Below are 24,523 nucleotides of genomic sequence, written 5' to 3'. Positions count from 1 at the left end.
CCCTGGAAGGACCGCAGAGGCTTTGACACCAGGCGTAGAACGACCGCATCCACGGTGGCGTCCGAGGCCTCGGCCGCTCGCGTCACGTCGGAGAGTCTCCCACGAGTCATATCCGGAGGATGTGAACCGGTAGTCGGCTTGTCGTCTCTGATCAAAAATGTGTCGTGCTGGATCAAGGATGCCCATCGTGCCGTCCCTACCGTGGTGGCCATGGACTTCAGCCCTTCACCACGTGCCGCCGAGCTGACCAAAGCCGTGCGGTCGTTCATCCAGGACGAGATCGCCCCCGTCGAGCACGAGCTGCACCGCTCCGGCGGCGGGGCGGCCCCGTGGCAGGTGCCTGAGGAGGTGCACGAGCTGCGGCGTCGGGCGCGGGAGCGGGGGCTGTGGAACCTGTTTCTGCCCGCCGGGCACGAGGGGCCCTACGCAGAGCGGTTCGACACGCGCGGCGGCACGGGCCTGACGAACGTGGACTACGCACCGATCGCCGAGGCGACCGGGTGGTCGTTCCTGGCCCCGTACGTGTTCAACTGCAACGCACCGGACACCGGCAACGCCGAAGTGCTGCTGCGCTACGGGTCCCAGGAGCAGAAGGACCGCTGGCTCGATCCGCTGCTGGACGGGCGGATCCGCTCGGCGTTCGCCATGACCGAGCCGGGCGTGGCGTCCTCGGACGCCACGAACATGCAGCTCACGGCTGTGGTCGAGGGTAATGACGTCGTCCTCGACGGCCGCAAGTGGTGGACCACTGGCATCGGGCACCCTGACTGCGAGGTCCTCATCGTCATGGGGCTCACCGACCCGGACGCACCCAAGTACGCGCGGCACTCGATGGTCCTGGTCCCGCGGGACACCCCGGGGGTGAAGGTCGAGCGGATGCTGGACACGATGGGCTTCTTCGACGAGCCCTTCGGCCACGGCGAGGTCTCCTTCACCGATGTCCGGGTCCCGGTTTCGAACATCATCGCCGGCCCGGGGCGAGCGTTCGAGATCGCTCAGGGCCGGCTCGGTCCGGGCCGGGTGCACCACGCGATGCGCATGATCGGTCTGGCGGAGCGTGCCCTGCACCTGGCCTGCGAGCGCGGTCTGGCGCGCAAGGCGTTCGGCAAGCCGCTGGCCGACCTCGGTGGCAACCGCGAGCGCATTGCCGAGGCACGGATCGCGATCGACTCCACCCGGCTGCTCATCCTGGACGCGGCGTGGAAGCTCGACACCGTCGGGGCCAGGGGCGCGCAGAGCGAGGTCAGCGCCATCAAGGTCGCGGCGCCCAATGTCGCCCAGCAGGTCATCGACTTCGCCATGCAGATCCACGGTGGTGGTGGGCTGTCCAGTGACTTCCCGCTGGCAGGTGCCTGGACTGCTGCGCGGGCCGTTCGCCTGGTCGACGGACCCGACGAGGTGCACAAGAGCGTCGTCGCCCGCATGGAGCTCAGCAAGCACGGAGCCACCCGATGAGCCGCGTCACCGGCACCGGTAAGAGCCGAGCGGTGCTCATCACCGGGGGCGCCTCCGGCCTCGGTGCGGCTCTTGCCTCCCGCTACGCCGAGCGCGGGGACCGTGTGCTCGTCACCGACCTCGCCGCCGAAGCCGAGGTGCCCGCGGGCGCGCGCTACCAGCGCCTGGACATCACCTCGCCGTCGGACTGGGCGGCCGCTCTGGAGCGCGTCCGCGTCGATCTCGGCGGGCTCGACGTGCTGGTCAACAACGCCGGCATCGCCGCGGGCGGTCGCGTGGACCGTCTCGACGACACGCACTGGCGGCGGGTCCTGGAGGTCAACGTGCTGGGCGCTGTGAACGGCTGCCGGGCCTTCTCCCCACTGCTGAAGGCTCAAGGGCACGGCCACGTGGTCAATGTGGCGTCCCTCGCGGGGCTGGTCCACCCGGCAGCGATGAGTTCCTATGACGCGAGCAAGGCGGCTGTGGTCGCCCTCTCGGAGAGCCTGCGCCACGAGCTCGGCCCCTGGGGCGTCGACGTCACGGTGGTGTGCCCGTCGTTCTTCCGGACCAACCTGGCCGCTTCCCTGGGAGGAGAGGATCCGCTGATGGACCAGGTGGCCGCCAAGCTGATCTCGCGGGCGCCGTGGGGGGCCGAGGAGATCGCCGCACGGGTGCTCCGGGGTGTCGACGCGCGCCGCTTCCTGATCCTGCCGGATCGGTCCGCGCGGGTCGCGTACTGGACGAAGCGTCTGGTCCGGCCCCTCTACGACCGCCAGATGTTCGCCGCTGGAGCCAAGATCCGCCGGGCCGAACTGAGTGAGAAGACACCCACGGTGAGCAAGGAGCCGGTATGAGCAGCCGGACGGGCCGCGGCGCAGTCCTCATCACCGGGGCCAGCTCGGGCCTGGGTGAGGAAATGGCCCGGCAGTTCGCCGCCCTGGGCTACGACCTCGCCCTCTGCGCCCGGCGCACCGACCGGCTCGACGCCCTCGCCGACGAGATCCGTATCTCCACGGGCCGACGGGTCGAGACCACCGCCCTCGATGTCACCGACAGCGACGCGGTCGCCCCGGTGTTCCACGAGTTCGCGAACACATTTGGGACGATCGACCGGGTCGTCGTCAACGCCGGCATCGGCAAGGGCGCTCCCCTCGGAACGGGGCGGTCCGATGCCAACCTGGCCACGGCGATGACGAACTTCGTCGGAGCTCTCGCCCAGACCGAGGCCGCTCTGGAGCTCTTCCGCCGGCAGGGCCGCGGTCACCTCGTGCTCATCTCGTCCATGTCCGCCCTGCGCGGCATGCGCAGGTCCATGACCACCTACGCGGCGACCAAGGCCGGGTTGACCTCCCTCGCCGAGGGCCTGCGCTCGGAGAACATCAGGGGCCTCGACGTCTCGGTCATCCACCCGGGGTACATCCGCTCGGAGATGAACGCCCACGTCGAGGAGAAGGCCCGGTTCATGGTCGACACCGAGACGGGTGTGCGCGCGATGGTCGCGGCGATCGAGAAGCGTCGCGGGAAGGCCTACGTGCCGGTGTGGCCGTGGGTGCCCCTGGGGATCGCCCTCAAGGTACTGCCGCTGCGGATCGTCCGGAGGCTCATGTGAACGCTCGTGTCACCAGGGGAAGTAGTGACGTCGCCGGATCGCGCCCGGTCCGCGCCGAGGACGCTTTCGACGCCGCGGCCATGGCCGCCTGGCTTGCCGAGAATGCCACGCCCGGCAGCACCGAGTCCGAGCTTTCCGCCGTCCCGGACGTGCGGCAGTTCTCCGGCGGCGTGTCGAACCTGACCTATCTGCTGCGCTACCCGGGCGGCGACCTCATCCTGCGCCGGCCCCCGAAGGGCACCCACCGCAAGGGCGCCCACGATATGGGGCGCGAGTACCGCATCCAGACCCAACTCGGGCAGTTCCTGCCGTACGTGCCGCGCACGGTCGCCCTGTGCGAGGACCCAGCGGTCATCGGCACACCGTTCTACGTGATGCAGCGGCTCGTCGGACCGGTCCCGCGCAAGGACCTGCCGCGCGGGATGGCGCTCGACCGCGAACAGACCGCCGCTCTGTGCCGCAACGTCATCGACCTGCTCGTGGACCTGCACATGGTCGACCTCGCGGCCACGGGGCTCGCGGACCTCGGCAAGGGAGACGGGTACGTACGCCGCCAGGTCGAAGGCTGGTCGGAGCGCTACCGCAGGGCGCGTACCTGGAACGTCGGCTCCTTCGAGCGGGTCATGCGATGGCTGGCCGACAACCAGCCGCTCGACCGTCCGCACACCCTGGTGCACAACGATTTCCGCTTCGACAACGTCGTACTCGACCCCGAGGACCCCACGAGGCCCGTCGGCCTGCTCGACTGGGAGCTCGCCACCGTGGGCGACCCTCTCATGGACCTCGCGAACGGCCTCGGATACTGGATCCAGGCCGACGACGGCAGGCACAGCCAGGCCTTCCGCCGCCAGCCCACCCACCTGCCCGGGATGATGACCCGCGAGGAGGTGGTGGCGTACTACTGCGCACGCACCGGCACTCGCGTGACCAACCGGGAATGGGCCTGGTACCAGGTCTTCGGCCTGTTCCGCGTCGCCGCCATCGCCCAGCAGGTGTACCAGCGGTACCTGTCCAAGCAGACGACGAACAAGCAGTTCCGCCTCTTCGGCATCGCGGTCGTCCTGCTGGAGTTGCGGTGCCGCGGCATCATCCGCGCCGCCGGTCGGACGGCGCCCGAGATCGCCGATGCCCAGGTAGGGAGATAGCCATGCCCTTGAACAGGAAGCCCAACGCCATGCCCCTGACCCGCCGCCTCATCGCGCCCCGCCGCTGGACCCCACCCCCCGCCCCCGCCGACGAGGGACGCACACCCGCCACGAGCCGCTTCGCCGTCGCCCGACGCCTCGCCAGCGGCGGCCACGGCCCCGAGGACGTGATCTTCGACAGGCAGGGCTGCCTGCTCACCGGTCTTGGCGACGGCAGCATCGTACGCATCGACCCCGTCACCGGAGCCCGCGCGGTGGTGGGCAGCACCGGCGGCCGTCCGCTGGGCCTCGAGCCGGCCGCCGACGGCAGCATCCTGATCTGCGACCACCACCGGGGACTGCTGCGCATGTCCGCCGGCGGATCGGTCGAGGTGCTCGTCGATGCCGTCGCGGGCCGGCCGCTCACCTTCGCCAGCAACGTCGTCGAAGGCCCGGACGGCACCATCTGGTTCACCGTGTCCACCCGCCGCTGGGACCTGGAGCACTACCTCGGCGACATCATCGAGCACTCCTGCACCGGCCTGCTCGTCCGCCGTGACCCCGACGGCACCGTCACCGTGCTGCGCGACGGCCTCAAGTTCGCCAACGGACTCGTCCTCGCCCCGGACGCCTCTCACCTGCTCGTGGCCGAGACCGCCGGGTACCGGATCAGCCGCCACTGGCTCACCGGCCCGAAGGCCGGGACGCACGAGCCGTTCGTCGACAACCTCGCCGGCCTGCCCGACAACATGAGCCTCGGCAGCGACGGGCTGCTCTGGGTGTCGATCGCCGCTCCCCGCAACGCGCTGCTGGACAAGCTGCTGCCCCTGCCGGGGTTCCTGCGTGTCCTCCTGTGGAACCTGCCCGAGGCCGTGCGGCCCAAGGCCACCCCCGTGGCCTGGGTCATGGCCTTCGACCTCGAGGGGCGTATCGTCCACGACCTGCGCGCCGACGACGTCTCGTACGGTTTCGTCACCAGCGTCACCGAACACAACGGCACGGTCGTCGCCGGCAGCCTGCACGAGGACGACGTCGTTGTGCTCGCCCGGCCGGGCGAGCACAACAACTAGGGCCTGTCGTTTGGATCAGGCTGGCTGTGACCGACGGTTCGTCCTGACCGACCCGAGCGGGGTCTGGCGCGTGCAGCTGCAAGGCGGAGGAGGGAGTCGACGCGGAGCGTCGGCGACCGACGACAACGCCGCAGATGTGCGTGCCAGACCCCGCGACGCCGGCATGATCCAAACGACAGGCCCTAGCGCGCCTCGCGGCGCAGTTCGCTCGGCGTCCGGCCCCACCACCGCTTCGCGCAGCGGGACAGGACCGCCTGCTCGGCGAAGCCCAGGAGGTCGCTGACCTGGGCCAACGGCATGTCCGTCGTCATCAGGTAGGTACGGGCCCGGGCACGACGCACCACGTCGAGGACCGAGGCGTACGACTGGCCCTCGGCGGCGAGCTGCCGCTGCAGCGTCCGCGGATGCACGGAAAGGAGCCGGGCCACGTCGGCCAGGTCGGTGGAACCGGTCCCCAGAGACTGGTCGAGGACCGCGCGCACCTTCGCCGTCACCACCGGCCCGGCCTCACGCGGCTGCTGGGACAAAAAGGCAAGCACGATCCGGCGCACCGTCTCGTCGACACCGACGAGGGGGCGGGCCAGCAGGCTGGAAGGCACCCGCAGCAGTGCGCTTGCCCGGCCGAAGCGGACCCGGACACCGAAAGCGTCCTCGTACCGCGACCGCGGTGCCACGGGCTGATGAGGCAGATCGACCGACCGCAGGCCGTAACAGCCGCCCAGAAGGAACATCACCGCGCGGTGGGAGAACAGCAGCGTCATGTCGGTGGCCTGCGGCAGCGGCCGCACGCCCCCACCGAAGGAGTACCGCAACCCGACCACACCGTGCTCCCCGTCCGGGTCGTCCACCACACAGACACCGAAGTCCCGAGCATGCACGAACATGTAGCGGGACGTGCACTCGAGCGCGTCGGCGACCGACGGGGAATGCTGGATCGCCACCGACAGCGGGCCCAGCATGGCGAACTCCTGCCTCTCGCCGACCCGCAGCCCCAGATCCGGGCAGCCCAGGTCAGCCGCGGCGATCTCCATCACCGCGGCCAGGGCAGTGTCCTCCACCAACAGCTCATCGGCGTCCAGCGCCTCCGCAGGCAGCCCGGCCCGCCGCGCGTACACGTCGGCGTCACCGCCGAGCCCCTCAACACACTGACGGAACTTCTGAAGACCTGCCGACCGGACCAGGGACACACGCACAGCATGCCGCTCGTGTCGCCCAGGATCAAACGCCGCTGCTTGCGTGCGGTGCACGGTCAGCGCGGTGAAGCGGACCCCAGGGACGGCTCCAGGTGTCGGGGGTGGAGAACAGCACGCCCTTGAGCGCGGCGCCCTCGATCGGCTCCCAGGTTCTGGTCTGCCCGGCCGTCGAACTTTGCGTGGTCGAAATGGGAGTGGGCCATAAGGACGGCATCTGCCGAGGTGAGAGCCGGGTTCGGGTCAGGGCCGACTCGGCCCTGTCACGGTCGGGTCGAATGGTGCCGAAACGCGCTCAGAGAACACCCGGGCGGGAGAAGAAGCCGTCGGTGAGGAGGGTCGCGGTGCCGCCTGTGATGACGAGGGTGGACACGCCGAGGAATGTGACACGGACCGTGTTGGGACCAGGTACCGGTGACTGTCTCTCGATGAAGCGCGAGTGCTGCCGAAGCGGCGACGGGCGCAGCTCGTTCGCCAGAAAGCTGCCAAACCCGCCCCAGCGGGTCTGCTCGGTCACAGTTCGTCCTCCGGGTCGTGGCCCCGCGGGACGTTGCGCCAGGAGCGGTCCCGGCAGCGTGTATTCGATCATTCTTCATCACTGGCGGACAACTGGCCTACTCATGGGTGGTCAGTCTGATGTGAGGCGGTGAATGGTGTTCGCGGCGCTCAGCAGCAGGTAGTCCCACGGCTTGTTCAGGTTGCGGCCGGTGACGTCACGCAGACGACGGAGACGGTACCGCATGCTTTGCGCGTGCAGGCCCAGCGCCTTGCTCGCCTTACTCGACGAGCCAGCCAGCAGATACGCCGACAGACCTTCGAGGATGTGCTCCTGACCTGGGGCAAGGACGTGGCGAAGTGCCTCGTCGGCGAAGGTGCGGGGGTCCACCGGCGGATCACCGCGCAGCAGCGCGACAAACAGGGCATCAGCTCGGTCCAATGGAACAACCAATCCATCTGCTTCCAGCGGCGCATAGCGGACGGCCCCGGACGCCGCTCGGTACGCCGCCGGCAGATCGGTCAGACCCACGTCCTCGATGACACATGAACGCCAGGGCAGGCACTGACTGACTGCCGTGTCATCGAGCGGTTGGGAGTGAAGAAGAACGCCTTGCCCGTGCCGACACGTCGGCAGGACGAGGGTATTTCCGGCGGCGTCTGTCGCGGCTGTCGCCACCTGGGCCACGTCACCAGCAGTCATCTCGACCTTGTGCCTGTCATCGGAGCCGAGCACCGTGATCCACAGCGTGGTCGGCAGGGTGATGGCGAGCTGCTCGGACCGGTCCTTCAACGCAGCGGCGGAGGTCTGGCGGCCAGTGACGAGGTCGTCGGCGAGTCTGCGCAGGACCTGGGAGCGATCCTCGGTCAGGCGCTCGGTCGCTGAGGTGTATCCCGCGAAAAGCGCCTCGGACAGCTGGTCCAAGCTCTCCAGCAGGGTCGTGTTCAATGCCAGCGCGTCCTCCATCAGAAGATCCGTCCCACCGAGCTCCTGGATCAGGCCGTTGGCCTCCACCGCTGCGACGCGGTAGGCCCGCAACACGGCGAAGAGCGGTCGACCGTCGGTGCCACGCGCGACGCCGATGCCGTGGAAGCGGCGCAGGTCTTCCTCGCTCAACGACGTCCCAGCCGCCCACAGCTCCAGCAGGCGCTGGATGCCCCACGTGGCGATCGCCTCGGTCTCGAGCCGCTGCGCTTCACTCAACGACGCGTACGCCGGGATTTGCGTGCGAATGGCTGCGGAGAGACGCTCGGTGACCGTTTCCCGATTGCTCACCACCCGCTGCTGGACCGTCACTCGTTCGACTGTTCCCATCAGCCGCTGCTCCCTGTCACCCGCTGGTGAGCGCCTTGCTCAACCTGTGACAAACCATATTGCTGTCAGCTCGCCCCCCATACACGCTTGGGGACAAAACACTGCCTCGTCCTTAGGAGAACCAGTGGACGCAGACATCATCGTCATTGGGGCCGGCATCGCGGGTCTCGCCACCGCGGCGGAGGCCGCCGACCGTGGACGCTCCGTCATCCTGGTCGACCAGGAGGGCGAGCAGAACCTCGGCGGTCAGGCGTTCTGGAGCCTCGGCGGGCTGTTCTTCGTCGACTCCCCCGAGCAGCGCCGCATGGGTGTGAAAGACTCGCGCGCTCTGGCCGAACAGGACTGGATGGGCAGTGCGCAGTTCGACCGCGAGGAGGACGCCTGGCCGCGCCGGTGGGCCGAGGCATATCTCGACTTCGCCGCAGGCGAGAAGCGTGCCTGGCTCCACGCCATGGGGCTGCGGCTCTTCCCGGTCGTCGGGTGGGCCGAGCGAGGCGACGGTCGCGCCGAGGGTCACGGCAACTCCGTGCCCCGCTTCCACCTGACGTGGGGCACCGGTCCGGGCGTCGTAGCGCCGTTCGAGCGCCGGGTTCGCGCACACGTCAAGGCCGGACGCATCTTCTTCGCGTTCCGGCACCGCGTCGACGGCCTCCTTGTCGAGGACGGGACAGTCGTCGGCGCGCACGGTGCGGTCCTCGAGCCCACCGATGTCGAACGCGGTGTCGCCTCCAGCCGGCTCGAGATCGGCGAGTTCGAGCTGCGGGCGCAGGCGGTCATCGTCACGTCCGGTGGCATCGGTGGCGACCACGACCTCGTCCGGAAGGTGTGGCCCGAGCGTCTCGGCACCCCGCCCGCGACGATGGTCGCCGGCGTTCCCGCGCATGTCGACGGGCGCATGCTCGCCATCAGCGAAAAGGCCGGCGCCAGCATCATCAACCCCGACCGCCTCTGGGCCTACGTCGAGGGCCTCCGCAACTGGAACCCCATCTGGGACAACCACGGCATCCGCATTCTGCCTGGCCCCTCGTCGCTGTGGCTCGACGCGACCGGAAAGCGGCTCCCGGCGCCGTTCTTCCCGGGCTTCGACACGCTCGGCACCCTCAAGCACCTTCGCGGCACGGGGTACGACTACTCGTGGTTCGTCCTGACCCAGAAGGTCATCGAGAAGGAGTTCGCACTGTCGGGCTCCGAGCAGAACCCCGATCTCACCGGCAAGGACATCAAGCTCCTGCTGTCGCGCATCAAGCCCGGTGCGCCTGGTCCGATCGAGGCGTTCAAGACCCACGGCGAGGACTTCGTCGTCGCGGACAACCTGACCGATCTCGTCGCGGGCATGAACACCGTCGGCGACGGCCATCTGATCGACGAGGCGGACCTGCGCCACCTCGTCGAGGCCCGCGACCGCGAGATCGACAACGCCTTCACCAAGGATGCCCAGATCACCGCGATGCGCGGCGGCCGCCGGTACCGCGGCGACAAGCTCATTCGCGTCGCCACCCCGCACCGCTTCCTCGACCCCAAGAACGGCCCGCTCATCGCGGTGCGACTCAACATCCTGACCCGCAAGACTCTCGGCGGCCTCGAGACCGATCTATCGGGACGCTGCCTCGCGTCCGACGGCGCTCCCCTGCCGGGCCTGTACGCGGCAGGGGAGGTCAGCGGCTTCGGCGGTGGCGGGATGATGGGCTACAACGCGCTCGAGGGGACGTTCTTGGGAGGCTGTCTCTTCTCGGGACGGGTGGCCGGCCGCGCCGCCGCGGACGCCGTCAGCTGACGGCGAAGGCGAAGGCGAAGGCGAGGAAACGTGATCAGGACGAGTACGACACGTCGACACCGGTGCACCATCTGTTGGCCGAGGTTGCTGACGCAGTCACACCGCGTATGCGGGGATGGCTGCACGCGGGTGTCAGCCCGGTAGTCCTTGCCGCCGGTGTCGTCCTCGTCTGCGCGAGAGGGTGCGGGTCGCGCTCGTCGAGGAGGCGGAGGGCGCCTTGGCGAGGCTGGCTGGAGCGCGGGAAACGGTGGCCGAGGTACTGGGTGAACTCCCCGCTCAGGACGACGGGTTGACCCGTGGTGCTGTAGCGGGCTCCACCGTGCCGACGCCGCGGTACTCGCTCCCGAGTAGCAGCAGATTCTGCCGGTCCTGGCCGCGCCGGAGGCCGCCGACGGGATGCGGGAGAAGCAGATCCTGGCGGGCTTGGGGTGGGAGATGGTGCCGGCCCGGGCCGAGGGGGTGCGCTCGCGGGTGAAGCGGCTGGCCACCCGGGGCTGGGCGTGTGAGGTGCGGCCCGACGTGTTCACCGCCGTGACGACGACGGCGACGGCCGGCGCGGGATGAAGGCATCCCGACGGCGTCCGGCGAGGTGGCACGTCATCAGCATGGTCATGGACCACAGCACCATCGCCTCGTGCATCCCTGGCAGCGTCTCGTAGTCCCGCACCAGTCGGCGCGAACCCATCAGCCAGCTCAGCGTCCTCTCCACCACCCAATCGTCTGGGCAGCACCACGAATCCCCGCGCTGTTGTCGTGCGTTTCACGATGTCCAGGGTGAGCTGCAGTTCCTTTTGTCCCAGTCGACGAGGCCGCCCGAGTAGGCGCCGTCCGCCCAGACGAGACGGATCGCGAAGTGAAGGTTGCGCAGCCGCTCGAACACCGGGACGGCGGCCTCGCGGTACAACGAAGCCGGCGAGTTGGACGCGGCGGGCACGGTCACGCAAGACTACGGCAAGAGGGCCTCCTCGGTGCTTGAGCTTCGCAACTCCGAGCTACCGAGGGGCCCTTCCTACATGCACCAACACCGCAGCGATCACCCGATCCACAACCCCGTTCGACTGATCAAGCCCATCGAGCGGTATGCGGATGGCTTCTCAGATCCAGGTGCCGAGCCACATTCGGTTGCGCCAGCCGGAAGTTGGAATCGTCAGCCCTGTGTAGATCGGGAAGAAATAGATGAAGTTCCAGACGATCAGCAGCACCAGCGTGCCCACAGCCACCACACCCCGTCTGCGGCGTTCTTCACCCCCTCCCGGAGGACCCAGCAGGGCGCCCAGCATCATCGCCAGGGCCAGGCACAGGTACGGCACGAAGACGACGGTGTAGAAGGAGAAGACCGTTCGCTCCTGGTAGAGGAACCAGGGAAGGTATCCGGCTCCCACCGCGCACAGGACGGCGCCCGCGCGCCAGTCGCGGCGCAGCGCCCAGCGGTAGAGCACGTACACGAGCGCGCAACATGCCGACCACCACAGCAGCGGCGTGCCCAGGGCGAGGATCGCCTGCGAGCAGCCGGACGCCGCGTGACAGCCGTCCTGGCCGGGTTTCACCGACTGGTAGTGGAACGACACAGGGCGGCCGAGAACCAGCCAGCTCCACGGGTTGGACTGGTAGGTGTGCGGGGCGTGCAGGTCGACGTTGAACTGGTAGACCCCGTACTCGTAGTGCCACAGGCTGCGGAGCGGCGCCGGGATCCATGACCAGGTGCCGCCACGGCCGTCCGCCCAGTGACGCCCGTAACCGCCGTCGGACAGCAACCAGCCGGTCCACGTTGCCAGATACGTCACCGCGGCGACAGGAACCAGGGACAGCACCGACGGTGCGAGGTCCCTGCGCAGCACGGCCCGGTACGGGTGGCGTGCCCCGGCGACGCGGCGGGCCCCGACGTCCCACAGCAGGGTCAGGATGGTGAAGAAGGCCAGGAAATACAGGCCGTTCCACTTGGTGGAGGCCGCCAGGCCCAGGAACAGGCCGGCTGCGAGCCGCCACGGACGCACTCCTGTACCGGCGCGGCTGGCGGTGTCGTGGTCTGGTCGTACGCGACCGTCACCTTCCACCGGTAGGGCCGCTGCGATCCGGGCCCGCGCACGGTCCCGGTCGATGAGCAGGCAGCCGAACGCCGTGAGTACGAAGAACATGACGATGAGGTCGAGCAGCGCGGTGCGGCTCATCACGACGTGCAGACCGTCCACCGCCATCAGCACTCCGGCCAGGCAGCCCAGCACCGTCGAGCGGAACAGGCGGCGCCCGATGCGGCACAGCATCAGCACCGACAGCGTCCCCATGACCGCGGTCATGAAGCGCCAGCCGAAAGGGCTGAGGCCGAACATCCACTCACCGAGGGCGATCACCCACTTCCCCGTCGGCGGATGGGCGACGAAGGAACCGGCTCCGGAGAGCGGGACCACCTGGGGGTCGGCCAGGACCTGCGGATCAGATATCTTGCCGCCCGGCCAGGTGCCCTCGTAGCCGAGCCGCACTAGAGACCACGCGTCCTTGGCGTAATAGGTCTCGTCGAAGACGATGCTCCGCGGGCTGCCCAGATGCCAGAAGCGCAGCAGCCCGGCAAGCAGCGCCACCAGTAGCGGCCCGCCCCAGCCCGACCAGCGCGCCAGCCGGCCCGCCGCCTCAGGCGACAGCCCGAGCGCGCGCCACGGCCGTGCTCCGGGTTCGGGAAACGGCACCACCAGGCGGTCGCGCACGGACGTCCGCGGCCCCCCGACGTACCCGAAGCGGCGCAGCCGCCCCTCCCACGAGATCGGCCGGCAATGTGCCGCCGGTGTCACGTCGACAGACGCGGGAGCGTTCTTACGGATCACGTGGTCAGCTTTCAGCTCATCGAGAGCAGGACAGGTATGGCCAGCGCGCGGGCCCGGCCATGAGGTCCGTCTCGGCATCGGGACCGGCTCACGGGCTGCGGCCGCCTACGGCATCGGTCAGTCAGGGCAGCGATCGGCGCTGTCGCCCCCTGTCCCGCCCGAACGTCACGTCGCAGAGGTAGTGGGTGTCCGGTGAGTACTGCCCGTTCGCTACGGCACGCGACATTGCAGGTTGCGGCTGCTTCTGGCTGAGGCAGTCGCTGCCGTCCGATCCGTCCGGCTGGCTGGCTGGCTGGCTGGCTGGGTCAGTGCTGTTGTGCGTTGTAAGTGGTGAGGTTGGCTTCGACCTGGCCGAGGAGGGTCAGCAGCTGCTGACGCTCGGCGGGATCCAGTCCGGCGAGGCTTTCCTGTTCCAGGGTGCTCCAGGCGCGGTCGACTTCGGCCAGCATGCGGGCGCCGGAGTCCGAGGGCTCCACCAGCACGGCCCGGCCGTCCGCGGGGTCCGGCAGGCGTCGTACGTGCCCGGCGTGTTCCATCCGCTGGAGCGTCTTGGTGAGGGTGGAGGGGTCGAGGCCGAGCATGCGGAGCAGGTCCGCCTGGCGGACGACCGGGCCGCTCTCCCACAGGTGCATCATCACCAGGTCCTGGCCCGGGTAGAGCCCGAGATCGCGCAGCAGGGCCGCGGCGGCTGTGCGGTGCAGGCGGGCCACCCGGCACAGCGCAAGGCTGACCGGGCCGCCACTGGCCACGGCGGGCCGGACGTCAAGCCCGGCCGTATCCGTGGCCGCGGGCTCCTTTGCGGGGTTCATCTTCCGTGCCTCTCCTGCCGTCCTCAGGGCATCGGCGGATGCCCCGGCCACCACTTTACTTGGGCGGCCAAAGATGGGTGTACGGTGGGTCCTGGCAACACTAGTTGGGCGACCACCTAAATACTTGGCCGCCCATATACCCCTGCCTCGTAGACAGCCGTGACCACCGGGCGGGCAGGGAACTTCGATCACCTTCTGGGAGCACCTCTATGAGCAAGATCTGGTTCATCACCGGCTCGTCCCGCGGCTTTGGCCGCCAGTTCGTCGAAGCGGCCCTCTCCCGCGGGGACAAGGTCGCGGCCACCGCCCGTGACACCGCCGCGCTCGCTGACCTCGTCACCGCTTACGAAGACGCCGTCCTGCCGATAGCGCTGGATGTGACGGACAAAAGTGCTGTCTTCGCCGCTGTAGAGCGCGCCCACGCTCATTTCGGCCGGCTCGACGTCGTCGTCAACAACGCCGGATACGCCCTGTTCGGCGCGGCCGAGGAGCTGAGCGAGGAGCAGGTCCGCGACCAGTTCGAGACCAACTTCTTCGGCGCCCTGTGGGTGACGCAGGCCGCCCTGCCGTTCCTGCGCGTTCAGGGCAACGGTCACATCGTCCAGATCTCCTCCTTCGGCGGTGTCGCCGCCTGGCCCAACATGGGCGGCTACATCGCCTCGAAGTGGGCGCTGGAAGGTTTCAGCGACACGCTGGCCCAGGAGGTCGCCGCCTTCGGTATCAAGGTCACTCTCGTCGAGCCCGCCAGCTTCGCCACCGACGCGGCGGGCTCCTCCGGCGTTCACGCCCAGCCTCTGCCGGCCTATGACGGCGTGCGCGCCGCGGTACTCGACGCATTCAGCGGTTCCCCCGTCGGGGACCCCGCTGCGGCCGGTCCGGCACTGCTGAAGATCGTCGACGCCGAGAACCCGCCGCTGCGGGTCTTCTTCGGCAGTTCCTCCCTCCCGGTCGTCACCCAGGTCTACGCCGAGCGGCTCAAGACGTGGAACGACTGGGCCGAGGTGTCCGCGCTGGCCGAGGGGTCGCAGGCCTGACCAAGCACCGTGTGGGTCGCTGGAGCACCGCGCGAACCACAGGAACTCCCACTGGCGGCCGGGGCCGACGAAGCCCCGGCCGCCGCGTCATTGTCGCGACGGCCGGGGCTGAGGTGGGCCGTTCTCAGCCCGAGGTGGACCACCTCGGCACGGACGACCCTGCCGGCTCGAACGGCCGCTCCCAGAAGAGTGGCGTGTGCTCGATGGTGGCGGGGAAGCGCAGCCGCTTCACCGGCTGGCCGTCGCCGCTGACGAAGACACCGTCCTCATACGGCCCGTCGAGGGGCAGCCGGATCTCGGCTTCCTCCGCGGCATGTCCCTCGCCGGTCAGCATCGCCGCGGTCCGGGCGAGTGAGAGGCGGCTGATGGAGCCTTGGCCGGTTGTCACTCTGTGTGTCAGGGCCCGGATGGCGGCTGCGGCGATCATGTAGCCGGTCGCGAAGTCGAGGGCCTCGACGGGGAGGTGCCGGGGCCGGTCGGCGTCGACGAGTGTGCCGAGCGCGTTGATCGGTGTCCTGTGCTCCGGGTCGGCTCGCGCCCAGGCCGTCGTGGCGTCGGCGAGGCCGGTGCTGAACTGTACGAGTGTGTCGAATCCTCTGCGGTCTTTCCAGGGCCCGGTCCAGCCGTAGGCGTTGAGTGTCACTTCCACCAGGCCGGGGCGTACGGCGGCCCGGACGTGGGGGGCGACGAGGCTGTCGAGGCCGCCGGGGCGGTATCCATGGACGAGCACGTCCGCCTCGGCCAGCAGCTTGAGGAACTGGGCGTGCCCGTCGTCGGTCCGCAGATCGAGCAGCGCCCACCGCTTGCCCAGCATGACGTCGCTTCCCCGCCCGAAGAATCCGGTGCTTTCGTCCGAGCCGGGACGGTCGATGCGCAAAACCTCGGCTCCGCAGGCCGCCAGGAACCGGGTCGCCATCGGTCCGGAGATGACGCGGGTGAGGTCGAGCACGCGGATCCCGGCCAACGGGCGCTGGGGTGTCGGTCTCCAGGTGTCTTCGCCTTCGTTTGTGGTCTGGGTGTGGATGACAGGTTCGGTCGCCACGGCCCGGCCTTGGGGGTGCTGCTGCCATTCGTCGACTGAGCGGCTGAGGGCCACGGCGGCGCCGGCATCCACCAGGAGCCGCTCGAGGTCCTCTCCGGGGTGCTTACGGATCGCGGTCTCGAACTCCGTGGGGTCCTCTCTCGTCCCGAGCGCCTGGGCGATACGGGAGCGCAGCGTCGGAAAGGTCGCCTGCATGCGCAGCCACCGTTCGTCGGCGGTCTGGAACTCGCACATCCACTTCGGAAGTTGCTGCCGCGGTGATGGGCTGAGGGGCTGGGAGGGGCCGACCGGCAGGTCGAACCAGCCGCTGGCGAGGACCCGGTCCACCTGGACGTGCGGTGTCCCGCCGCCGGCCGTGGCGACGAGGTCGCTGAGGGCCAGTGCGGCGGCGGCGAACGATGCCGCGGCCAGGTCGGTGACGGCGAAGGGTGAGCGCAAGGCACCGTGTCCTTCGAATCGCACGCGCTCCAGCGCCTTGTCGTCTCCTTGGAGCGAGTCCCAGATCTGGGAGAGGAAGCTCCAGGCGGCCGGGTGCTCAGCGGTGTTCATTGCGCCGTCCTTCCTGGACTCGGTCGGGTCGCCATCACACCGAGGCCGAGGCCGGTGCCGGTGCCGGTGCCGGTGCCGGTGCCGGTGCCGGAAGCTGCAGCGCCTTCGTCTGGAGGAACTCCTCCAGACCATGGACGCCCAGTTCGCGGCCGTTGCCGGACTGCTTGTAGCCGCCGAAGGGGGCGAGCAGGTTCAGCTGTGCGCCGTTGATGTGGACCATGCCGGTCTCCAGGCGGCGAGCGAAGGCGAGGGCGCGCTCCTCACTGGCGGAGGACACCGCTCCGGACAGGCCGTACGGCGAGTTGTTCGCGATCCTCAGGGCGTCCTCCTCGTCCTGGTACGCCATGAGGACGAGGACCGGGCCGAAGATCTCCTCCTGGGCGATAGTCATGTCCTCTGTGACGTCGGCGAAGACGGTGGGGCGCACGTAGTAGCCGGTGGGCAGGTTGCGGGGCGGCTCGATGCCCCCGGTCACCAGCCGGGCGCCCTGTCCGATTCCGTCCGCGATGTATGCGCGTACCTGGTCGCGCTGGCCCGCCGAGGCAACCGGCCCGACCTGGGTTTCCTCGTCTGCGGGATCTCCCACCACGGTGTCCTCGGCGGCCTTGCGGGCCAGCTCGACGGCCCGCTCGTAGGAGTCCTGGTGTACGAGCATCCGGGTCCATGCCGTGCAGGTCTGGCCGGAGTTCATCATGACGTTGGCCACGCCCTCGCGGACGGCGGTGTCCAGGTCCGCGTCGGGGAGGATGATGTTGGCGGACTTGCCGCCGAGTTCCAGAGCGACCCTCTTGACGGTGGCCGCGGCGAGTTCGCCGATGCGCCGGCCGGCGCGGGTCGACCCGGTGAAGGAGACCATGTCGACGCCGGGGTGGGAGACCAGTGCCTCTCCGACGACGGAGCCGGTGCCGGGCACGAGGTTGAAGACTCCCGCAGGCAGCTCGACGGCGTCGACGATCTCGGCGAGGAGGTAGGCGTTGAGCGGGGTGAGCGTGGACGGCTTGAGGACCACGGTGCATCCCGCGGCCAGCGCGGCCGCCACCTTGGCGACGACCTGGTGCAGCGGGTAGTTCCAGGGGGTAATGGCGGCGACGACTCCGACCGGTTCCTTGACGACGAGGGCATCGGCGATGCGCTCTTGGAACTCGTACGTCTCCAGCAGACGGGCATACGACTCGGCGACCGCGATCGGCAACCCGGCCTGAACCACTGCCGAGAAGTGCCTCGGCGAGCCCATTTCCGAGGTGACGGTGGCGGCGATCTCGCCGGCGCGCTCGGCCAGCCCTTGGTGGAGGCGGTCGAGGAAGGACTTGCGTCTGGCCGGGGTCGTGCGGGACCAGGCGGGCAGCGCCGCCCGGGCGGCCGCAACGGCCGCGTCGACGTCCGATGCCGTGGCGGCCGGCACGGTGGCGAAGACCTGCTCGGTGGCCGGATTGACGACCTCGGTGGTCTCGTCGCCTGAGGGGCGGCGCCAGGCGCCGTCGATGTAGATGTTCTTGTACTCGAGCACGGTAATCGTGCCTTTCTCTTGGTGATCTCGCATATCAGTGGCGGCCGAACATCTGCGGGTTTCCCTCGTCGATCCAGACGGACTTGGTCTCGGTGTAGTCGTCGAGCGCGTCGGGGCCCAGTTCGCGGCCGATGCCGCTCTGCTTGAACCCTCCGAAGGGCACGGCGTGGTGGACGACGCGATAGGCGTTGACCCAGACCGTGCCCGCCCGCAGGCGCCTGACCATGCGGTGGGCGCGGCCGACGTCCCCGGTCCACACGGCTGCCGCCAGACCGAAATCGACGTCGTTCGCCAGCTGGGCGGCACCGTCCTCGCCGCTGAAACGCACCACACTCGCCACGGGTCCGAAGATTTCCTCCTGAGCGAGACGGGAGGAGTTGTCGACCTCGGCAAAGACGGTGGGCCGCACGAACAGGCCGCGCGCCAGCTTGGGAGCGGATTCGTCCCGCACCCCTCCTACGGCCAGACGTGCACCCTCGGCGTGCCCGACATCGATGTAGTGCAGGACCTTCTCGAACTGGTTGCGGCAGGCCAGCGGGCCCACCTCGGTCGCCGCATCGAGCGGGTCGCCCAGGACCAGCTTGTCCGCGGCCGCCGACAGGGCGCCGACGAACTCGTCATACACACGGTCCTCGACCAGGACCCGGGAGCCTGCCATGCAGGACTGCCCGGTCGCCGCGAAGATGCCGCCCATGACGCCGTGCACGGCGTTGTCGAGGTCGGCGTCGGCAAAGACGATGTTGGGTGACTTCCCGCCCAGTTCCAGGGTGACCCGCCCGATGCGGGGGGCGGCGGCGCTGAGCATGGCCTTGCCGGCCGCGGTGGAGCCGGTGAACGCGATCTTGTCGATGCCGGGGTGGGCCGCGAGAGCGGCGCCGGTCGGCTGTCCGAAGCCGGTGACGACGTTGACGACACCCGGGGGGAAGCCGGCCTGCTCGCACAGTTCGGCCAGACGGAGGGTGGAGGTGGGGGTCACCTCGGACGGTTTGATGACGAGCGTGCACCCGGCTGCCAGCGCGGGCAGCAGTTTCCACGACAGCAGGGTCAGCGGCGAGTTCCACGGGGTGATCGCCGCGATGACGCCGACCGGTTCGCGCACTGTGTAGGCGGTGAAGCCGGGATAGACGGGAAGGGTGGAGCCGTGGTGGTTCTCCGCCAGCCCCGCCGCGTAGCGGGCGTGGGCCGCCAGGCCTTTCGCCGCGGGCAGCATCTCGCTGAGGAGCTTGCCGTTCTCGTGAATCTGAAGGAGGGCCAGTTCCTCGGCGTGTTCCTCGATGAGGTCGGCGAGCTTGCGCAGCAGGCCGGCGCGCAGGGCGGCGGGGGTGCGGGACCAGCCGTCCTCGTCGAAGGCCCGCCGGGCGGCACGCACGGCCCGGTCGACGTCCTCCTCGGTCGCGGCGGGCACGCGGCCCCAGGACTGGTTCTCATACGGGTCGAGGCAGGAGAAGGTCTCGCCGCCGGAAGCGGCGACCCATTCGCCGTCGATGAGCATCAGGTAGTCGCGGTCCATCCCGGCCGGAAAGCGCTCCGGCGGTGAGGAGGTGGCCGGGGCCGCGGTGTGATCGGTCATTTTCTCGGGTTCCCATCCGGGTGGTTCACAGCAGGTGCTTGAGGGGGAGCGACAGATCCTTGAGCGCTTCGGGAGCGACCCGGGCCCGTGCCGCGACCAGCTTTCTGGCGGCGGTGAAGTCCCGGGGGCTGGAGATGACGTCCGCGGCACGGACCTGGCCGTCCTTGAGGTAGAAGGCGGCGAACGACCGCCCGGTGTCGGTGGTGCCGCGGATGACGACCTCGTCGTAGCCGGTGGACAGTCCGGTGGTCTGGAGCTTGACGTCGTACTGGTCGGACCAGAACCACGGGATTGCGGTGTACGGCTGAGGGTTCCCGATCACCGTGGCGGCTGCGACCCGCGCCTGGTCGAAGGCGTTGGGCACCGACTCCAGTCGGCGGCGCCCGCCGTGCTCGCCGCAGGGGTGGCTGGTGCAGTCGCCGATGGCCAGGACGGCGGGGTCTGCGGTGCGGCAGTGTTCGTCGACGACGATGCCGTTGTCGACGGCGAGCCCGGCCTGCTCGGCTAGTTCGGTGTTGGGAATCAGTCCGATGCCGACGAGGACGATGTCGGTGTCGATCCGCTCGCCGCTCTTGAGCTCAACGGCGGCCACCGAGCCGTCGGCGGCGAAGGCGAAGCCGGTCACCGCGGTGCCCACGCGGATGTCGACGCCCTCTTCGGTGTGCACCCGCTGGTAGAACGCGGAGACCTGTGGCGCGGTGACCCTGGCCAGAACGCGGGGCAGTGCCTCCAGGACAGTCACGTCCAGGCCGAGCCGACGGGCAACCGCGGCGACTTCCAGCCCGACATAGCCACCGCCGACGACGACCAGTCGCGCACCCGGCACGAACCGGTGCCGTATGGCGGCCGCGTCGGCGAGGGTTCTCAGATAGTGGACATTGGGCGCGTCGTCAAGTCCGGGGGCGGGCAGTCTGCGCGCCCGCCCGCCGGTGGCGAGCACCAAGCGTGTATACGGCAGCCGCTCGCCGTCGGCGAGGACCACGTCCCGGGCAGTCCGGTCGATGGCGGCCACCCGGGTGCCGGCACGCAGCTCGATGCGCTGCTGTCCGTACGTGGAGGGAGGCCGTATGTACAGGTCCTCGGCCGTGGCCTTGCCGGACAGATACGCCTTGGACAGCGGGGGGCGGGCGTAGGGGTAGCCGGGTTCCTCGCCGATGAGGGTCACGGGCCCTTGGTGGCCGGCCATGCGCAGGGCGGCGACGAAGTCCGCACCGGCCTGGCCGGCACCGACCACTACGACGCGGTCGGCCGCTGTGGGTTCGATATGCATGGGGTTCCCGCCCAGCTCTACTTCTGGGTCCTGGGAATGTGCACGACGATGCCGTCGAGCGAGGCGTCGAGTGTGATCTGGCAGGACAGGCGGCTGGCTTCCGTGGGTTCCTCGGACGTCGCGTCCAGCATGTCTTCCTCTTCCTCTGAGCGGGCGGGCAGCGCCCGGAGCCATTGCTCGTCCACGAAGACGTGGCAGGTGGCGCAGGACAGCTCGCCGCCGCACTCGGCGACGATGCCGGGCACGAGGTTGGCCGTGGCGGCCTGCATGACGGTGGTCCCGTCGGCAGCGTGGGTTTCCTGCTTGGTCCCGTCCGGGCGGACGAATACGACACGGGGCATGACGGGCCTCCTGATCTGGGTGCGAGGTGCGGGTGCAGGGGTTCAGTGGCGGGACGGCGGTCGCAGGGCACCGGCGAGGAGCGCATCGAGGGCGTCGTCGTCCAGGTGCTTGCTGTTGTCGCCGAGGGCGGGTGCGGGAGCAGGGGCGGGCGGCGTATGGCTGTGCAGGATCATGGGGAATCCCTTCAGCCACTGCGGGACGCGCAGGGCCGTCCGGCGTTCCAGGTAGCGGGGGTCGCGTGCGCGGTCCGCAGCGGTGTTCACGGGGACGGCGGGAACACCTGCCCGGCGCAGTTCCTTTACGGCCCGTTCGCGGGGGCGTCGGGACGTCCATTGCGTGATGGCGGAGTCGACGGCGTCCTGGTTCTTCAGCCACCACTCCTCCGGCTCGTGGCCGGGCAGTGCTGTGATCACCTCGGCAAGCGCCCGCCGGTGTCCGGCACTGGTGCAGGCAATCGCCAGCCAGCTGTCGGACTCCGCGGCCGGGAAGGTGTCGTGCGGGGTGGCGCCGGGGCGGCGGTTGCCGTCGGCCGCGGGCACGCGACCGGTCCAGACGTGCTCGCCGAGCTGGTCGGCCAGGGTCCAGGCGACGGCCTCGCGCTGCGAGACGTCCAGGTGGATGCCGCGCCGGCCGCTGGTGACCGCGTCTGCGACCAGGGCGGCGCCGACGAAGGACACCACCTGGTCGGGGTAGTTGACGTCGCCGCCCGACCACATGGGCCGCTCCCCCGGATAGCCGGTGACGGCCGCCAGGCCGGAGAGCAGGTCGAGGGTCGAACCGAACGAACCGTATGAGGCCTCGGGGCCGAAGACGCCTTGACTGGACAGGGACAGGTAGACCAGGTTGGGGTTGAGCCGGTGGGCGGTGGCGTAGTCGATGCCCATGCGGGCGGTCACGCCGACGCGGAAGTTCTCCACCAGGACGTCCGCCCTGCGGATGAGCTGGTGGGCGACGGCCCGGCCGTGCTCGGTCTTCAGATCGAGGCTCAGACCGCGCTTGCCGGCGTTGTTGGAGGCGAACATCGGTGAGGGCTTCGGTTGCGCCCCGGTCGCCCGGTCGGCGCTGCCCGGCATCACCCATGCCCGGAACGGGTCCGGGCGGCCCTGAGACTCGATCTTGATCACGGTCGCGCCGTAGTCGGCGAGCAGCCGGCTGGTGGCCGCTCCGGCGGTGATGGTGCCGAAGTCGAGGACGATCAAACCATTCAGAGGCGCCCGGACTGCGTGCCGCGCAGCCACCTTCGCGCGCGGCGGGCGGGTAGCCGGCCGTGGCACGGCCGCCGGGCTGTCGCCGCCCTCGCCCAGCTGGGGTGCCGGCGCCGTCAAAGCGGGTATGCCGGGCACCGTCCACGGAACGCCCACCACGGGAGCATCCTTGCGCCGCGAGCCGGGTGGCAGGACGAAGCCGCGGGTGCGGAGCTGTTCATCGGCCAGCAGCGCCTGGGCGTCGGCGGCATGACCGAAGGGCAGTCCCAGGCGCTGGGCCGCGGTGTAGAGCTCCACGGCCTCGCGGCTCGCGGCCGCCTCGGCGATCACGGCCCACCACTCCTGTGAGCGCTCGGCGCGCTGTGCGGGATCGTCGAGGCCGGGAGCGCTCAGACGCGGGTCGCCGAAGAGGTCGACGACGGCCGCCCACTGGTGCGCGTGGAAGATCACTCCGACCCAGCCGTCCTTGGCTCGTACTACGCGCCAGCCGCCCGCCGACGAGCCCGCGCGCTTCGGCACGCCTTGGCCGAGGTCGTGAAGGACATCGCTCTTCCAGTCCATGTAGGCGGCGACGTCGCTCAGCGCGACCTCGACCAGGTCGCCGCATCCCGTGCGATCACGGGTGCGCAGGGCGAGCATGGCGCCGTACAGGCCGACGAAGGCCGCCGCGTGGGCACTCTGCTCGCCGCCGAGACTGAGCGGCCGCCGGTCCGGCTCACCGATCATGGTGGCCAGTCCGCCGTACGCCTCCGCCAGAAGGCTGTCACCGACGGTCTCGGCGTACTCCCCGCTCAGACCGAATGCGGTGAGCGAGACGATGACCAGATGAGGGAACCGCTGCCGCAGTTCTCCGGTGTCCAGGCCCTCGGCGGCGGCTGCGGCCGGTGTCAGATCGGTGATCAGCACATCGGCACCGGCCAGCGGGCTGGTCTCGTCAGCCGCGAGTTGCTCGGGCCGCAGTACGGTACTGCGCTTGCCTGCGCCCAGGGCGGCGAAAGTGAACTCTCTGGCACGCAGCGGCGTCCCGGTGGGCGGCTCGCACAACAGCACGTCGTGCCCGAGCGCGGTGAACAGGCGTCCGCACGCCGCCCCCGCGACCGACTCGGTGACCTCGACCACCTGGAAGGTGCGCTGCCCGGACATCAGCCCTGCCCCGGGTTGCGCTCGCCGGCCCGGAACCGGCCGAGACCCTCGGCCACAGCACTGCTGCGGGCGAGCAGTTCGTCCGCGACCTCGTGCCCGTACGCGATGGCCTTGGTCCACTCGGAGATCTCGCCGGGGATCTTCCACAGTGCCTTCTTCGACCATTCCAGTGCGGTCGCGTCGAAGGAGGCGACACGTGCGGCGAGAGCCGTGACCGCGGTGTCGAGCTCCGCCCGGGGCACGGCCTGGTTGACCAGCCCCCACTGTGCGGCGGTGGTGCCGTCGATACGTTCGGCGGTGAGCACCAGGTAGGCCGCATGCTTCGGGCTGAGCCGCAACTGGGCGGCGGGCCCGGCGAGCGTCGGGTACAGACCGAAGCCGATCTCCGGCATCCCGATCTCGGCTTCGTCGGCCGCGACGGCCAGATCCGCGACGTTGATCAAGGTCGATCCCCCGCCCAGAGCGAAGCCGTTGACCGCGGCGATGACGACAGCGGGATGGCTGCGGATCTCCTCCTGCACGGCCGGCCACTCGCTGCGCCGGTCGAGCTCGGCGTCCCCGGTGCTGACGTCTCCCTCTTTGAGGTCGACGCCGGCACAGAAAGCGGGACCGTTCCCGGTCAGGATGATCACCTTGGAGCTGCCCCGGCACTCGTCGAGGGCGCGCACCATGCCGGCGCGGGCCGCACGGTTCATGGCGTTGCGCTTGTCGGGACGGTTGAACGTGATGCGGGAGATGCCGCTGTCCAGGTGCTCGACCAGGACGGGCTTCTGTGTCTGCGCGGTGGAGGCAGTCGGCGTGCTCATCGGGAGACCACCTTGAACTTCGGGATGGCCCGGTCGTCACCGATCTGCTCGAAGACGACCTCGAGCGGCATGCCGCACTCCAGATCCTGCGGCGGGTCCACGAGTGTGGTCATCAGGTACGGCCCCTCCTCCAACTGGACGAAGGCCACCAGGTAGGGGACCTCGTCGGCGAAAGCGGGAAAGTACCTCTGGTGCATGACGACCCAGGACCACAACGTGGCCCTGCCGCTCGCGGCGCGCCATTCGAAGTCCTCGTCGAGGGTCACCGGGTCCACCGGGGCCTCGGGGTAACGGGGGGTGCCGGAGCTGCCGTACTGCAGGCGGAACTCACCGGCGAGCGTGCCCTCCCAGAAGGCGCGGTTGGCTTCGGTGACCGGCGGGAGCATCTCGATCAGTTGCTGGTTGTCCATTGGCTT

At 69.7% G+C, this 24,523-nt stretch carries 22 protein-coding genes; 7 read left to right on the top strand and 15 right to left on the bottom strand.

All coding sequences use genetic code 11. From position 1 onward, the window contains the following. Positions 1-210 precede the first annotated feature (210 nt). The 5 genes from AC069T_RS25335 to AC069T_RS25315 are packed head-to-tail and all read left to right on the top strand — an operon-like array spanning position 211 to position 5,240. Positions 211-1,455 carry an acyl-CoA dehydrogenase family protein gene (locus AC069T_RS25335; protein ID WP_478784902.1) on the top strand — a complete coding sequence of 415 codons (1,245 nt, stop codon included), beginning with the start codon at positions 211-213 and terminating at the stop codon, positions 1,453-1,455. After that, positions 1,452-2,291, top strand: coding sequence for an SDR family NAD(P)-dependent oxidoreductase (locus AC069T_RS25330; protein ID WP_478784901.1), 840 nt, complete (start codon positions 1,452-1,454; stop codon positions 2,289-2,291). Before AC069T_RS25335 ends, AC069T_RS25330 begins: the two co-directional genes overlap by 4 nt. After that, the gene (locus AC069T_RS25325; protein ID WP_478784900.1) at positions 2,288-3,046 is read left to right on the top strand and encodes an SDR family oxidoreductase; all 759 of its coding nucleotides are present in this window, start codon (positions 2,288-2,290) and stop codon (positions 3,044-3,046) included. Before AC069T_RS25330 ends, AC069T_RS25325 begins: the two co-directional genes overlap by 4 nt. Beyond that, a complete protein-coding gene (locus AC069T_RS25320) occupies positions 3,043-4,191 on the top strand; it encodes a phosphotransferase family protein (protein WP_478784899.1) in 1,149 nt (382 codons plus the stop codon). Before AC069T_RS25325 ends, AC069T_RS25320 begins: the two co-directional genes overlap by 4 nt. A gap of 2 nt (positions 4,192-4,193) precedes the next feature. Next, a complete protein-coding gene (locus AC069T_RS25315) occupies positions 4,194-5,240 on the top strand; it encodes an SMP-30/gluconolactonase/LRE family protein (protein WP_478784898.1) in 1,047 nt (348 codons plus the stop codon). A 182-nt stretch (positions 5,241-5,422) separates the two neighbouring features. Here AC069T_RS25315 and AC069T_RS25310 read toward each other — a convergent pair whose 3' ends face one another. The 3 genes from AC069T_RS25310 to AC069T_RS25300 form a co-directional block, all read right to left on the bottom strand. Next, complete coding sequence (locus AC069T_RS25310; protein WP_478784897.1) at positions 5,423-6,427, bottom strand: AraC family transcriptional regulator; 1,005 nt, start codon at positions 6,425-6,427, stop codon at positions 5,423-5,425. 298 nt (positions 6,428-6,725) lie between these two features. Then, entirely contained in the window at positions 6,726-6,947 is a 222-nt protein-coding gene (locus tag AC069T_RS25305; protein WP_478784896.1) for a hypothetical protein, read from the bottom strand. A gap of 111 nt (positions 6,948-7,058) precedes the next feature. Then, positions 7,059-8,240: an RsbRD N-terminal domain-containing protein gene (locus AC069T_RS25300; RefSeq protein WP_478784895.1), complete on the bottom strand. Its 1,182-nt coding sequence runs from the start codon at positions 8,238-8,240 to the stop codon at positions 7,059-7,061. A gap of 124 nt (positions 8,241-8,364) precedes the next feature. Here AC069T_RS25300 and AC069T_RS25295 point away from each other — a divergent pair, with 124 nt between their 5' ends. After that, entirely contained in the window at positions 8,365-10,014 is a 1,650-nt protein-coding gene (locus AC069T_RS25295; protein ID WP_478784894.1) for an FAD-binding dehydrogenase, read from the top strand. A 523-nt stretch (positions 10,015-10,537) separates the two neighbouring features. On the opposite strand, the gene AC069T_RS25290 is transcribed toward AC069T_RS25295, so the two are convergent. From AC069T_RS25290 to AC069T_RS25275, 4 genes are all read right to left on the bottom strand, one after another. After that, complete coding sequence (locus tag AC069T_RS25290; protein ID WP_478784893.1) at positions 10,538-10,723, bottom strand: hypothetical protein; 186 nt, start codon at positions 10,721-10,723, stop codon at positions 10,538-10,540. Between the two features lie 51 nt (positions 10,724-10,774). Further along, complete coding sequence (locus AC069T_RS25285) at positions 10,775-10,954, bottom strand: hypothetical protein (protein WP_478784892.1); 180 nt, start codon at positions 10,952-10,954, stop codon at positions 10,775-10,777. A gap of 154 nt (positions 10,955-11,108) precedes the next feature. After that, a complete protein-coding gene (locus tag AC069T_RS25280) occupies positions 11,109-12,830 on the bottom strand; it encodes a dolichyl-phosphate-mannose--protein mannosyltransferase (RefSeq protein ID WP_478784891.1) in 1,722 nt (573 codons plus the stop codon). Between the two features lie 305 nt (positions 12,831-13,135). Continuing rightward, positions 13,136-13,639, bottom strand: a complete 504-nt coding sequence (locus tag AC069T_RS25275) for a MarR family winged helix-turn-helix transcriptional regulator (protein WP_478784890.1) — start codon at positions 13,637-13,639, stop codon at positions 13,136-13,138. Between the two features lie 209 nt (positions 13,640-13,848). Here AC069T_RS25275 and AC069T_RS25270 point away from each other — a divergent pair, with 209 nt between their 5' ends. Next, positions 13,849-14,673: an SDR family oxidoreductase gene (locus tag AC069T_RS25270; protein WP_478784889.1), complete on the top strand. Its 825-nt coding sequence runs from the start codon at positions 13,849-13,851 to the stop codon at positions 14,671-14,673. Between the two features lie 124 nt (positions 14,674-14,797). Here AC069T_RS25270 and AC069T_RS25265 read toward each other — a convergent pair whose 3' ends face one another. The 8 genes from AC069T_RS25265 to AC069T_RS25230 are packed head-to-tail and all read right to left on the bottom strand — an operon-like array spanning position 14,798 to position 24,517. Then, on the bottom strand, positions 14,798-16,264 hold the full coding sequence (locus AC069T_RS25265; protein ID WP_478784888.1) for a CoA transferase: 1,467 nt from the start codon (positions 16,262-16,264) through the stop codon (positions 14,798-14,800). A 34-nt stretch (positions 16,265-16,298) separates the two neighbouring features. Continuing rightward, positions 16,299-17,771, bottom strand: a complete 1,473-nt coding sequence (locus AC069T_RS25260; protein ID WP_478784887.1) for an aldehyde dehydrogenase family protein — start codon at positions 17,769-17,771, stop codon at positions 16,299-16,301. A gap of 34 nt (positions 17,772-17,805) precedes the next feature. Next, complete coding sequence (locus tag AC069T_RS25255) at positions 17,806-19,341, bottom strand: aldehyde dehydrogenase (protein WP_478784886.1); 1,536 nt, start codon at positions 19,339-19,341, stop codon at positions 17,806-17,808. 25 nt (positions 19,342-19,366) lie between these two features. Further along, positions 19,367-20,611, bottom strand: coding sequence for an NAD(P)/FAD-dependent oxidoreductase (locus tag AC069T_RS25250; RefSeq protein ID WP_478784885.1), 1,245 nt, complete (start codon positions 20,609-20,611; stop codon positions 19,367-19,369). 17 nt (positions 20,612-20,628) lie between these two features. After that, positions 20,629-20,952, bottom strand: coding sequence for a 2Fe-2S iron-sulfur cluster-binding protein (locus AC069T_RS25245; protein ID WP_478784884.1), 324 nt, complete (start codon positions 20,950-20,952; stop codon positions 20,629-20,631). A gap of 42 nt (positions 20,953-20,994) precedes the next feature. Continuing rightward, positions 20,995-23,301 (bottom strand): CoA transferase, encoded by a 2,307-nt coding sequence (locus AC069T_RS25240; protein ID WP_478784883.1) that lies wholly within the window; start codon positions 23,299-23,301, stop codon positions 20,995-20,997. After that, positions 23,301-24,107 carry an enoyl-CoA hydratase/isomerase family protein gene (locus AC069T_RS25235; RefSeq protein WP_478784882.1) on the bottom strand — a complete coding sequence of 269 codons (807 nt, stop codon included), beginning with the start codon at positions 24,105-24,107 and terminating at the stop codon, positions 23,301-23,303. Before AC069T_RS25235 ends, AC069T_RS25240 begins: the two co-directional genes overlap by 1 nt. Further along, positions 24,104-24,517, bottom strand: a complete 414-nt coding sequence (locus AC069T_RS25230) for a Zn-ribbon domain-containing OB-fold protein (RefSeq protein ID WP_478784881.1) — start codon at positions 24,515-24,517, stop codon at positions 24,104-24,106. The genes AC069T_RS25235 and AC069T_RS25230 overlap by 4 nt, the downstream gene beginning before the upstream one ends. Positions 24,518-24,523 lie beyond the last annotated feature (6 nt).

It is taken from the genome of Streptomyces sp. NPDC043867 (assembly GCF_056435845.1).
This window is presented reverse-complemented; position numbering and strand designations above follow the sequence as displayed.

Excerpts from the sequence above, each read along its gene's own strand:
- AC069T_RS25250 (WP_478784885.1), bottom strand. The coding sequence starts at position 20,611 with ATGCATATCGAACCCACAGCGGCCGACCGCGTCGTAGTGGTCGGTGCC.
- AC069T_RS25315 (WP_478784898.1), top strand. The coding sequence starts at position 4,194 with ATGCCCTTGAACAGGAAGCCCAACGCCATGCCCCTGACCCGCCGCCTC.
- AC069T_RS25235 (WP_478784882.1), bottom strand. The coding sequence starts at position 24,107 with ATGAGCACGCCGACTGCCTCCACCGCGCAGACACAGAAGCCCGTCCTG.
- AC069T_RS25240 (WP_478784883.1), bottom strand. The coding sequence starts at position 23,301 with ATGTCCGGGCAGCGCACCTTCCAGGTGGTCGAGGTCACCGAGTCGGTC.
- AC069T_RS25265 (WP_478784888.1), bottom strand. The coding sequence starts at position 16,264 with ATGAACACCGCTGAGCACCCGGCCGCCTGGAGCTTCCTCTCCCAGATC.
- AC069T_RS25335 (WP_478784902.1), top strand. The coding sequence starts at position 211 with ATGGACTTCAGCCCTTCACCACGTGCCGCCGAGCTGACCAAAGCCGTG.
- AC069T_RS25330 (WP_478784901.1), top strand. The coding sequence starts at position 1,452 with ATGAGCCGCGTCACCGGCACCGGTAAGAGCCGAGCGGTGCTCATCACC.
- AC069T_RS25255 (WP_478784886.1), bottom strand. The coding sequence starts at position 19,341 with ATGACCGATCACACCGCGGCCCCGGCCACCTCCTCACCGCCGGAGCGC.
- AC069T_RS25230 (WP_478784881.1), bottom strand. The coding sequence starts at position 24,517 with ATGGACAACCAGCAACTGATCGAGATGCTCCCGCCGGTCACCGAAGCC.
- AC069T_RS25275 (WP_478784890.1), bottom strand. The coding sequence starts at position 13,639 with ATGAACCCCGCAAAGGAGCCCGCGGCCACGGATACGGCCGGGCTTGAC.
- AC069T_RS25325 (WP_478784900.1), top strand. The coding sequence starts at position 2,288 with ATGAGCAGCCGGACGGGCCGCGGCGCAGTCCTCATCACCGGGGCCAGC.
- AC069T_RS25245 (WP_478784884.1), bottom strand. The coding sequence starts at position 20,952 with ATGCCCCGTGTCGTATTCGTCCGCCCGGACGGGACCAAGCAGGAAACC.
- AC069T_RS25270 (WP_478784889.1), top strand. The coding sequence starts at position 13,849 with ATGAGCAAGATCTGGTTCATCACCGGCTCGTCCCGCGGCTTTGGCCGC.
- AC069T_RS25300 (WP_478784895.1), bottom strand. The coding sequence starts at position 8,240 with ATGGGAACAGTCGAACGAGTGACGGTCCAGCAGCGGGTGGTGAGCAAT.